Source organism: Enterococcus sp. AZ067 (genome assembly GCF_051715005.1).
Taxonomy (GTDB): Bacteria; Bacillota; Bacilli; order Lactobacillales; family Enterococcaceae; genus Enterococcus_D; species Enterococcus_D casseliflavus.
On record NZ_JBIOSY010000001.1, the window covers coordinates 917,368 to 927,699 of the forward strand.

12 protein-coding genes are annotated in these 10,332 nt (G+C 41.2%); all 12 read left to right on the forward strand.

The window, feature by feature from the left end; all coding sequences use genetic code 11:
• The first annotated feature begins 60 nt into the window (after positions 1-60).
• The gene (locus IGI82_RS04400; protein ID WP_428213742.1) at positions 61-726 is read left to right on the forward strand and encodes a DUF4355 domain-containing protein; all 666 of its coding nucleotides are present in this window, start codon (positions 61-63) and stop codon (positions 724-726) included.
• Positions 727-746: 20 nt separating this feature from the next.
• Complete coding sequence (locus IGI82_RS04405; protein ID WP_413136262.1) at positions 747-1,073, forward strand: hypothetical protein; 327 nt, start codon at positions 747-749, stop codon at positions 1,071-1,073.
• Between the two features lie 22 nt (positions 1,074-1,095).
• A complete protein-coding gene (locus IGI82_RS04410; RefSeq protein ID WP_413136263.1) occupies positions 1,096-2,115 on the forward strand; it encodes a major capsid protein in 1,020 nt (339 codons plus the stop codon).
• Between the two features lie 162 nt (positions 2,116-2,277).
• The gene (locus IGI82_RS04415; protein WP_413136265.1) at positions 2,278-2,613 is read left to right on the forward strand and encodes a phage head-tail connector protein; all 336 of its coding nucleotides are present in this window, start codon (positions 2,278-2,280) and stop codon (positions 2,611-2,613) included.
• Positions 2,610-2,960: a hypothetical protein gene (locus IGI82_RS04420; protein ID WP_413136267.1), complete on the forward strand. Its 351-nt coding sequence runs from the start codon at positions 2,610-2,612 to the stop codon at positions 2,958-2,960. Before IGI82_RS04415 ends, IGI82_RS04420 begins: the two co-directional genes overlap by 4 nt.
• A complete protein-coding gene (locus tag IGI82_RS04425; protein WP_368854529.1) occupies positions 2,950-3,492 on the forward strand; it encodes an HK97 gp10 family phage protein in 543 nt (180 codons plus the stop codon). The genes IGI82_RS04420 and IGI82_RS04425 overlap by 11 nt, the downstream gene beginning before the upstream one ends.
• Positions 3,492-3,854 carry a hypothetical protein gene (locus IGI82_RS04430; RefSeq protein ID WP_010749493.1) on the forward strand — a complete coding sequence of 121 codons (363 nt, stop codon included), beginning with the start codon at positions 3,492-3,494 and terminating at the stop codon, positions 3,852-3,854. The genes IGI82_RS04425 and IGI82_RS04430 overlap by 1 nt, the downstream gene beginning before the upstream one ends.
• Before the next feature lie 12 nt (positions 3,855-3,866).
• Positions 3,867-4,286: a phage tail protein gene (locus tag IGI82_RS04435; RefSeq protein ID WP_086294682.1), complete on the forward strand. Its 420-nt coding sequence runs from the start codon at positions 3,867-3,869 to the stop codon at positions 4,284-4,286.
• Between the two features lie 95 nt (positions 4,287-4,381).
• On the forward strand, positions 4,382-4,789 hold the full coding sequence (locus IGI82_RS04440) for a DUF6096 family protein (protein ID WP_121262102.1): 408 nt from the start codon (positions 4,382-4,384) through the stop codon (positions 4,787-4,789).
• Between the two features lie 23 nt (positions 4,790-4,812).
• Entirely contained in the window at positions 4,813-5,187 is a 375-nt protein-coding gene (locus IGI82_RS04445) for a hypothetical protein (protein ID WP_413136270.1), read from the forward strand.
• A 10-nt stretch (positions 5,188-5,197) separates the two neighbouring features.
• A complete protein-coding gene (locus IGI82_RS04450) occupies positions 5,198-9,961 on the forward strand; it encodes a transglycosylase SLT domain-containing protein (protein ID WP_438841793.1) in 4,764 nt (1,587 codons plus the stop codon).
• 13 nt (positions 9,962-9,974) lie between these two features.
• Positions 9,975-10,331, forward strand: a complete 357-nt coding sequence (locus IGI82_RS04455) for a DUF6711 family protein (RefSeq protein ID WP_413136273.1) — start codon at positions 9,975-9,977, stop codon at positions 10,329-10,331.
• The last annotated feature ends 1 nt before the right edge of the window (position 10,332 follow it).

A 10,332-nucleotide genomic window follows, 5' to 3' on the forward strand; every position in this document is an offset into this window, starting at 1 on the left:
TGGATGGGGTGCTTTTTGTTATGCCTGTTTTGAGTGTGCATGGGTAAAGGAGAAAAGTTTATGCAAGAGAATAAATTGTTAATGAACCAATTTGTAGGACAGTCATGTAGCAATCGATTGATGAAGATGAAACTGCAGCTCTTTGCTGATGGTAGCGAGGGTGACGGTGCAGATGGTGGTCAAGATGGTGATTCTGGAGATGGTGAAAGCAAGCCGATTTCTTTCACCAGCCAATCTGAATTTGATTCTGTAGTCGATAAGCGTATTTCTAAAGCAATTGAAACTGCACAGGCTAAATGGCAATCAGAAGCTGAAAAACGCATTCAAGATGCTGAAAAAAAAGGTCAAATGTCCGCTGAAGAAAAAGCGCAATACGAGTTGCAACAAGAGCGTGAAAGGTTAGAAGCTGACCGCGTGGCATTAAAGCGTGATAAAGATGAAACAAGCGTAATTAAACGTCTTTCTACTGATAAGCTTCCTGACTCTCTCTCAACAGTTTTGGCACCTCTATTCGGCGGGGATGAAAAGAATTTGGACGAAGCTTATGTCAATGTATCTAAAGCATTTCGTGAAGCTGTTGAGCAAGCTGTGAACATTCGTCTTGCTGGATCAGCTGATAACCCAGCAGGTAACGGTGGCGGTTCAGATGCAGAATCAATCGGTAGTCAATATGCCAAAAATGCAAACAATCGTACAAAAGCAGACAATGACAACTTTTGGAAATAAAAAATTAGGAGGAAATACAAATGTATGTAAAACCAATCAAAACAGCTGAGCAGTTAAACTTCTTAGCTAGCGCAACGTTCCAAAACTTTACCTTTCAAGCTGACAAATCTTTCGAAGCTGGTGAAATCTATCCAGCTAACGATAGTACAGCTTTAGGTATTGTATTTAATTCAGTAACTGTGGATGCTGATACAGGCTCACAACCAGTAGCGATTCTTGTAGGCGGCTATGTGCTAGCTGACCGTTTGCCAGAAGCACCAACGGATGCTGCAATCACTGCATTAAAGAATATCACTTTCTTAGATGCTAACAAAAAACCAAAAGTAGCCGCTGGCGGCGGAGAATAAAAGAAAGTAGGAGGAAACAAACATGCCAACAATTATGGAATTATTTACACAGAATGAAGTTTTAAGCTATGTCCGTGATCGCGAATATAAACCTTTGCTAGGTGAGACTCTTTTCCCTGAGCGCAAACAACCTTCTTTGAAATTGGATCAATTAAGCGGTGGTAGCCGTATACCTATCGCAGCATCTATCCACGACTTCGATACTGAGGCTGAAATCGGTAGCCGTATTGCTAACAAGCAAGAATTAGAACTAAGCTTGATCAAACGCAAAATGCAATTGAAAGAAACAGACATTATTGCATTAGAAAACCCACGTACACCAGCAGAACAAGCGTATCTAGTAGGGCAAGTTTACAACGACATTGACCAGTTAGTAGCTGGTGTTCGCGCTCGAGTGGAAGCTATGCGGATGGAAGTATTAGCAGCTGGTCAAGTGACTGTTAAAGAAAACGGATTGAACTTTACACTTGATTACCATGTGCCTGCTGAACACAAAGAAGCTTTGACTGGTACAAACGTATGGACGAATGAAAATTCTGATCCATTGGCTGATATCGAACGTTGGATTGATGCTTTGGATACAAAACCAACTCGTGCATTGACTTCTCGCAAAATCTATCGTGCGCTTGCCACTCATCCTAAAATCATTGCTGCAATTTTTGGCAAAGATTCTGGTCGTGTAGTTTCTCAAGCTGATTTGGATTCGTTCATGGAGACTCATGGTTATCCAGTGATCCGTACTTACGATGAAAAATACAAAGTACAGGAAGCTAATGGAACATACACTACTAAGAAATACTTCCCAGAAAACAAATTTGCAATGTTCAATGACGATTTGCTGGGTGAAACATTATATGGGCCAACCGCAGAAGAAACTCGGTTGACTCGTGATCCAGCTGTCGATACCAGCTTAGTTGGAAACGTCTTAGCTTCTGTATATGACGAAACTCGTGATCCAGTTGGAACTTGGACAAAAGCTGTTGCAACTGCATTACCTTCATTTGCAGCTGCTGATGAAGTGTTCCAAGCACAACCGATTTAGGTCTAGCTTATGAAGGTCAAAGTTAAAGATACCCCGGTGTACTATGATGGACACCGGTATAAATTAGGAGAAACACTTCAAATAGACAAGAAGTATTTTAACTCAATTCTCTTTGAAGAAGTACAACAGAAGAAAAAAGCTAACTCAAAGGAGTGATAGCTTATGAACGAACAAAATCAAATCACCCTAGATAAGCTTGCGATCGAACTAGGGCGTAAGTTTTCTATTACGGATCCAACGGCCATTGAAGTTTTGAAAGATGATATCAAAGATGCAATGTATGATGCATTGGATTATTGCAATCGAGATGTACTTGTGGGCAATATGTCGTCTTCTGTTAAAGATTTGTATATCTTTCGCAGAAATACTGAAGGAAACGAAGGAGAAACCACTCGAACTGAGGGCGGCGTATCTCAATCGTTTGAAATTGGTGTGCCTGCAAAGATCCAATCAAAACTCAATCGCTACAGAGTGGCTAAAGTGAGGTCGTTCAGATGAGACTTAGAGAACGAGACTTGCAAACAGTCTACCTAAAAAAGCGAAAAGTCACTCATGACGAAGAAGCAGAAGAAATAGTCACATACCCGTTTGATCCAATTGAAATACGAATGAACGTGCAAGCAGCAAGCGGCACAGTAAACGCACAAATCTACGGTAGCAAGCTTGAAACAATGAAAGCATGCAAATACCAAGGTGATAAGATCAATGAGGGAAAGAACGAACTAGATGGCGTTTGCGTATATGTCGGCAAAGATGATGAACCAGACTTCACGATCAAATCTATCCAGACATTTTCTACACATAAGAATATTATGCTGGAAAGGAATGATAATCGTGGGAGTTGAAATCAAAGGCCTTGAAAGTTTACGGCGAAAAGTCAAAGCAATACCGCAAATCTTAGATGATGCGATGTGGGATGCGACTTTTGAAATCACTGAGTTGATCAAACAAGCTGCCGAATTGCGATTGTCGTCTAGCATGAAATATTCTAGTGGTGAATTATTGGGTAGTTTGAAGAATGAAGTTGTGATCAATGCACAAAACCAAATTGTTGGACGTGTCTGGTCCGACAAGCAAGAAGCGCTATTCCGTGAAGTTGGTACTGGTCCTGTCGGTGAAGCTAGTCAAAAAGACTTACCAGAAGGATTTACACCAGTTTACTCGCAAACAGCATGGTTTATCCCGGCAAAAGATGTTGCTGCGGATTTGGAAGCTATATACGGTATTCCTCGTGTGACTGTTCAAGGTACAGACTTCTACATTACCAAAGGACAGCCAGCACGACCATTCTTGTATCCTTCTTTAGTAGATTTGATCGGTGAAGCACCAGAAATCTACAAAGAGCATGTACAACGCAAGTTAAGGGAGTTGAAGTGATGGAACGAGTGAATATGAAGACAGTCACTGTTGAAGTATTACAAGCCGTCACTGACATCAAAAAGATTGCCACGGACTATCCTTCAACTTGGAATACATTCCCATTGGCTATTTATAGGACAGCCAATAAACCACATCAGATTGATTCGTTGGGTAATGAGTTACAAACAGATTGGACAATCACAGTTGAATTATACGGAGACAAAAGCCAGACCAGTATTGCTGAAAGTGTTTTAAGCACATTCGGCAGTATTGGTTTTTCTGGTACCGCTAAAGATGCTAATACGGCTGATCTGAAGCGAATCATCGTCGAAGTAACAGCTGTTGTTGATAATGTTACGAAATATGTTTACAAAAAATAGGAGGAATTACACATGGATTTTGCAGGACTATTATCAAAAGGCACCGTCTTAACCTACAAAGATGGTGCAACAACTAAAACTGTAGCAGCAGTTAAATCTATCCCGGCATTGGGCAGTGACCCAGAAAAAGTTGATGTTACACACTTGGGATCAGAAAAGAAAGCTTATATCAAAGGTATCGAAGATGTAGATAACTTTGAATTTGCGATCGTTTATCAAGGGGACAACTTCCGAGATGTCCATGCATTGGTTGAAACTGGCAAATCTGTGGCTTGGACGATCACTTATCCAGACGGATTGAAAGCTGAATTCACTGGCGAGCCTTACTACAAATTTGATGGAGCTGAAGTTAACCAAGCGATTGGGTTTAACTTAGGTATCGTTGTAAGTGACGGTCCAGATATCACTCCGGCACCAGCGCCGGGGGAGTAACAACCCCTGAAGATACCACAGGGGACAATGCATACGAATCAGAGACTGAGGGATAATCCTTAGTCTCTATTTTTATAAATTAGGAGGAAACATACATGTCAAAAAACAACGTAGTACAAATGCCAAACACTAAATCATTTCAATTAGGAGAGCTAAATTTACAACTTCGTTTAGACGGTAAATCGATTTTAGCAATCGAAAAGCGCTTAGATGAAGGGATTATGGGACTGTTTGTTAAAAAACAAGGCGAAATCAAATTACCACCAGCCAACAGTTTATTGATTATCTTACAAGGTGCCAATAAAACAAGCGGCGTGACAGATAAAGCAATCGTTGATGCGTTCGAGCAATACATTGAATCAGGAAAAACAACGATGGATCTATTTGGCGAAATCAATGACTTCTTGGATGAAGCTGGTTTTTTCGGAAAGAAAGAAACGGCGAACGAAGCGACAGATGGGGAATCTTTGGATCAAACGAACAGCGAAGACAGTCTTCTGTAAAAAACTTCAATAATCTTTCCGAAATGCTTGATTACATGTACCCACAAGCTGTTGAAGCAGGAATCCCCTCTACAGAGTATTGGGGAATGACACTTGAGGAAATCATGATACAAGTTCAAGCAAATAAGAAAATCAAAGAGAATGAACTGCGAGAAAGAGCGATGTTCGACTATTCGCAACAAAGACTAGCGGTTTTCGCATTTAACGATCCCAAGCATATGCCAAAGTTTGAAGAAGCCTATCCGTTTCTCAAGCAAATCGAGCAGGCCGTTGAGGAAGCTAAAACCGAAGAAGAAACAAAACAAGAAGCTATGCAGCGTGAGCAAGAAATTTTCTTGGCCCAAGCTCAGGCTATCAAAGCAACAAGAGAAAGAAGAAAACTCATAGAAGAAAGGTAGGTGAGAAAGCATGGAATTAGAAACACTTGAAGTCTTGTTAGATATCAATACTGCTAGAGTTGAGCAGTCTTTGGAACGTGTACTGCCACAAATCGAAAGTGCTATGAGTAGAATCCAACAAATGTCCGGTAACTCAATGGATCGTACTGAGAAAAATATGGATATTGAAAAAGGCGCTAGCAATTTCACGAAACAACTAGAAAAAATGAATCAAGCACTAGAAAAGACATTAGCAAACTTCGAGCGATCGACAAAGCAATCGTCTGAAACTGCTGGAGACAACTTCGCAATCGGGGTGCGCAAAGCACGTCCGAAGGTTACCAAGGAAATCGATGCGATGGTGAATGAAATCAACGCTAAAATGGGACAAGCGAAAGCGGCACAAGAAAAGGTTGCTTATCTGAAATCGCAAAGGCAAACGGCATTCAGTCAAGGAGATACAGGGAAAGTCGTTAAATACGATGAACAAATCGCTCGAGCGCAAGCTCAGATGACAAAATTCCAAGATCAGGCAAAAGGTATGGGTAATACAATCAAGCGTGAATTAGACGCTGTTCCATCTTCCTTGGAAAATATAACAAAAGGTATGAGCCAAAACGAAGCCCAAATTGAAGCGATGCGAAAACGAATTCGGACGTTGAAGGCGGAGTACAACGATCAACGTGTGCCAACTGGCAGCTTTACATCAGGATTCAAGAATTATGAAGATACTCCTCAATCTCTGAAAACGTCTGGTGAGATTCAAAAACAATCGATCAAAATGAATAAGCTTATAAGTGATAATGATCGTTTGCAAAAGGAATACGCACAAACAGAAGACAGAGCAGATGCGTTGAGAAAGGCTCTGCAACGAGTTAACTCCGCTTTGGGTCAATCTTCCATTCAAACGGGCAACGCTTCTAGCGGCGCTAGTATGACAGGTACAGGACTGAAGCAATCTGAGCGGGCTGTTTCTAAATATGGCGGTGTATTCAACCGCATGTCCAATGCTGTTTCACACGGATTCGGGAGCGTCGGGAATGGCTTAAAGAACTCTCTTGGATTTATTGGAAAGTTCGGAAGTCTATTTTCTAGTAATTCCAACAAAGTTACAGCTGGAACAAATCGAATGACAGGAAGCACGAATGCTTTTGGTCAGTCAATGAAATATCTGTTACCTTCATTGGTTGTTTATCAGCTGTTAGGTGGCGCAATTACCAAACTAGCTAGCAGTATGATGTCAGCGTTAAAAACGAACGATCAATTCAGCGCCTCGTTGAATCAAATCAAAGTCAATCTGCTTACTGCTTTCTATCCAATCTATACCGCAATATTGCCAGCGCTAAATGCTCTTATGAGTACTGTGGCGCAACTTACAGGGCAATTGGCATCATTTATTGCTATGTTATTCGGGACAACCTATGATGCTGCAAAACAAGGCGCTAGTGGATTGTATGACAATATCCAAGCGCTAAACGATACTGGGTCTTCTGCAAATAAAGCCAATGAGAAAGTGAAAAAACTACAAAAATCTCTCATGGGATTTGACCAAATCAACAAGCTAACGATGGATACGGATGATGAAAAGAAGGAAGATTCCGCAACTCCTGGCATTGATTTTGGTTCAGCGACAGGCACTTATTCAACGCCTAAATGGATGAAAGACATCCAAAACTTGTTGAAGGATTTCTTCAAGCCTTTCCAAGATGCATGGAAAAACCAAGCCCAGAAAGTCATTGACGCTTGGAACTATGCGCTGGGTGAGGTTATTGGTCTTGCTTCAGCAATTGGTAAGTCCTTTATGGAAGTGTGGACGAACGGAACTGGACAGAGGTTTATCGAAAACATCCTTATTCTATTAGCAGATGTGCTGGGGATTATTGGTGATATAGCTGGAGCGTTCAAGCGAGCGTGGGAAGACAACGGGCGAGGAACACGCTTGATTCAATCCATTTTTGATATGTGGAATCGAATTCTTGAATTACTTCATGAAATTGCTGTTGCTTTTCGAAACGCATGGAACGATGGTCGTGGAGAAAGTATAGCTGCCAATATTCTTGAAATCTATACGAATATCTTCAATACGATCGGCAACATTGCTGAGCAACTGAAAAAGGCGTGGAAAGAAGGAAGAGTTGGAGAATCAATCTTCGGAACGATACTCGATGCAGTAGATGATTTGTTAGGAAATATCAACAGTATGACCAAAGCTACAGAAGAATGGGCGAAAAACCTTGATTTTACGCCATTACTTAAAGCGATAGATGGATTATTTAAATCGATTCGTCCTATCCTGAAAAATGTTGGCGATGGACTTGAGTGGTTGTATAAAAACGTTCTACTACCTTTGGCAAGCTTTTTCATTGAAGACTATGTGCCTAAGTATTTTGATATGTTCTCAGCAGCATTGAAGGTGTTGAACCAAGTGATTGAGATTTTCAAACCAATCTTTAAATGGTTCTGGGATGTCGTTATTGTTCCACTTACTCAGGTGGCTAAATTCCTGATTATTGGACAAATTGAACTTTTGACAAAAGGGCTAGAATTTCTTGCTGGAGTGTTAGAAAAAGTTGCTAACGCAGTTAAGAATCCTAAAAAAGCGATTGGTGAACTTAAAGATGTTATCGATGATCGCTTTGGCAAAATAATGAAGACTGTTTCTGACACTTGGGGCAATGTGCAAAAATGGACCAGTGACACTTGGAATAATGCCAAGAAAACAGTTACTGAGAAAGCTTCTGATATCTGGAATAATGTGAGCGGTCGATGGAATGACATCAAAAAGAATACCGTTGATAGATGGAATGACATTCGTGATAAGGTTTCAACTTCAGCTAATTCAGCTAAAGAAAAAGCAAGTACTGCATTTAGTAATTTAAAAACGAGCATGGGAAGCTCGTTCGACACTATGAAGACAAATGCTTCTGAAGCTTTCGGAAAGATTACCGGTTGGGCTAATGAATTAGGAGAAAAAATCGGGAAAGGGCTTGGCAATGGCGCTAAGAAAGTTAAAGAAGGAGCAGGTAAAATTTTCAATGGTATGGTCGGAGTTATCGGAAAAGGTGTCAATGGAGTCATCAGCGGTATCAACTGGGTGCTAAGTAAAGTCGGAGCAGGAGACAGCGCTCTGAAGAAATGGACCATTCCTACTTATGCTAAAGGTACCGACTATCATCCGGGCGGACCTGCTTTAGTAAATGATGGGTTAGGATCTAATTATCAAGAAGCTTATCGGACACCTGATGGACGTACGGGTATTTTCCCAGCACAAAGAAATCTGATGGTTAACCTTCCAAAAGGAACATCCGTCTTGAGTGGTCCGAAGACTGCCGCAATGTATGGTGTACCAGCCTATGCAAATGGCGTAGGCGAATGGTTAAAAGAGAAATGGGATGGCGCAAAAGAAATTGCATCGGATATCTGGTCCTATGCATCAAATCCCAAGAAGCTTTTGAATGCAGCAATTTCTAAATTCGTTAACTTGAAAGGTGCAGTTGAACCGGCTCTATCAATGGCGAAAGGTTCCGTTGGTACGATCGCAGAAGGTTCTTATGAATGGTTTAAATCGAAGTTCGATGCAGGATATGAAGCACAAAATAGTTCGTTTGATGGATCAATGGGGAGTTGGGGTGTATACAAATACCTATATGATATCGCAAGAAAAACCGTCGATCGATATCCTGGTATGAGAATCACTTCTGGCTTTAGACCAGGTGATCCACATTCCCATGGAAAGCATCAAGCAATTGATGTCGCCTATCCAGCCAGTATGAACGGATCTTCTAAATACTTTGCTCCAGCGAACTGGGTGTTCGATAACTTTGCTTCAAAAGTAGCTTACGTAATCACTCAAGGTAAAGTTCGAGACCGCAAAGGAATGTCTGGTACTGGATCGAGTGGAAGTTGGGTAAGATGGCCGCAGAATGACCACTACGATCATTTGCATATCAACGGCTCACTCGGAGCAAGCGACATAGACAAGAATGCTTCGTTTGGTGCATCTGGAGGTGCGGCAGTTGCTGGTAAGTATGGTTCTTCAGTAGAAAGATGGCGATCGACTGTCAATAGCGCATTGAACAAACTAGGCATTTACTCACTAGCCAATGCAAATCGCACGCTTTACCAAATGAAGACTGAATCAAACGGTAATCCTAACGCTATCAATAATTGGGATATCAATGCTAAAAATGGCACGCCTTCTAAAGGATTGATGCAGGTCATTGATCCAACCTTTAGAGCATATGCAAGAAGCCCGTACAACAAAAATATTTGGGATCCAATGTCGAATATTTTGGCTTCTATGAGATACGCATTGAGTCGTTATGGATCACTTGCGGCAGCTTATCGAGGCGTGGGATATGAGAATGGCGGTTTGGTAACTCAAGACGGTTTATATCGTATGGGAGAAGGCAACAAGAAAGAGATGGTTATCCCTCTTGAGAGACCTCAACGTGCTGCTGAATTAATCCAACAAGCTGTTGAATATCTTGGACTTGATATGTTCAACTCAAGCATAATGTTGCCAGAAATGTTCCAAACACCAACATTCACACCGTCGAATAGTACGTTTAGTAACAATAACCAAATGAATTATGAAGGTGGCGGCATGAAAGACTTCACTTCATCTATGGTAACCACATTGATGAATGCTATTTCTGCATTGGGAGCAACGCCAACACAAGCGCCAAATGGTGATATTGTCATTAATATTGGCGGTAAAGAATTCGGTCGTATTGCAGTGAAAGAGATAAACAAATACCATCAGCAGCTTGGTTATACAGAATTAAACATTTAGGAGGATTGATCTGATGGCTGGATATTTGAAAATTAATGGAGTTACGATCAAGACTCCTAAAAAGTTTACTGCAAGTATACAAGCAGTTGATGGTGATTCTGGTCGTAATGCGAAAGGCGATATGACTCGTGATTATATCGCTACAAAACGAAAAATGGACCTTGAATGGGGTGCCTTAACAGATGCGGAGATTTCACCAATTTTAAAAGCGGTGATGTCTCCTTTTTTTGAAGTCACTTATCCCGATCCGATGGAAGGCAGCATTATTACGAAAACATTCTATGTCGGCGATCGATCAGCTCCAGCATATTCCTGGCATGACAAATTGCCTAAATGGGAAGGGTTAACGATGAGTTTTATTGAAAGGTAGG

What these genes read in the sequence shown, in the direction of transcription:
- IGI82_RS04400 (WP_428213742.1), top strand. Translation starts at nt 61, where the DNA reads ATGCAAGAGAATAAATTGTTAATGAACCAATTTGTAGGACAGTCATGT.
- IGI82_RS04405 (WP_413136262.1), top strand. Translation starts at nt 747, where the DNA reads ATGTATGTAAAACCAATCAAAACAGCTGAGCAGTTAAACTTCTTAGCT.
- IGI82_RS04410 (WP_413136263.1), top strand. Translation starts at nt 1,096, where the DNA reads ATGCCAACAATTATGGAATTATTTACACAGAATGAAGTTTTAAGCTAT.
- IGI82_RS04415 (WP_413136265.1), top strand. Translation starts at nt 2,278, where the DNA reads ATGAACGAACAAAATCAAATCACCCTAGATAAGCTTGCGATCGAACTA.
- IGI82_RS04420 (WP_413136267.1), top strand. Translation starts at nt 2,610, where the DNA reads ATGAGACTTAGAGAACGAGACTTGCAAACAGTCTACCTAAAAAAGCGA.
- IGI82_RS04430 (WP_010749493.1), top strand. Translation starts at nt 3,492, where the DNA reads ATGGAACGAGTGAATATGAAGACAGTCACTGTTGAAGTATTACAAGCC.
- IGI82_RS04435 (WP_086294682.1), top strand. Translation starts at nt 3,867, where the DNA reads ATGGATTTTGCAGGACTATTATCAAAAGGCACCGTCTTAACCTACAAA.
- IGI82_RS04440 (WP_121262102.1), top strand. Translation starts at nt 4,382, where the DNA reads ATGTCAAAAAACAACGTAGTACAAATGCCAAACACTAAATCATTTCAA.
- IGI82_RS04445 (WP_413136270.1), top strand. Translation starts at nt 4,813, where the DNA reads ATGCTTGATTACATGTACCCACAAGCTGTTGAAGCAGGAATCCCCTCT.
- IGI82_RS04450 (WP_438841793.1), top strand. Translation starts at nt 5,198, where the DNA reads ATGGAATTAGAAACACTTGAAGTCTTGTTAGATATCAATACTGCTAGA.
- IGI82_RS04455 (WP_413136273.1), top strand. Translation starts at nt 9,975, where the DNA reads ATGGCTGGATATTTGAAAATTAATGGAGTTACGATCAAGACTCCTAAA.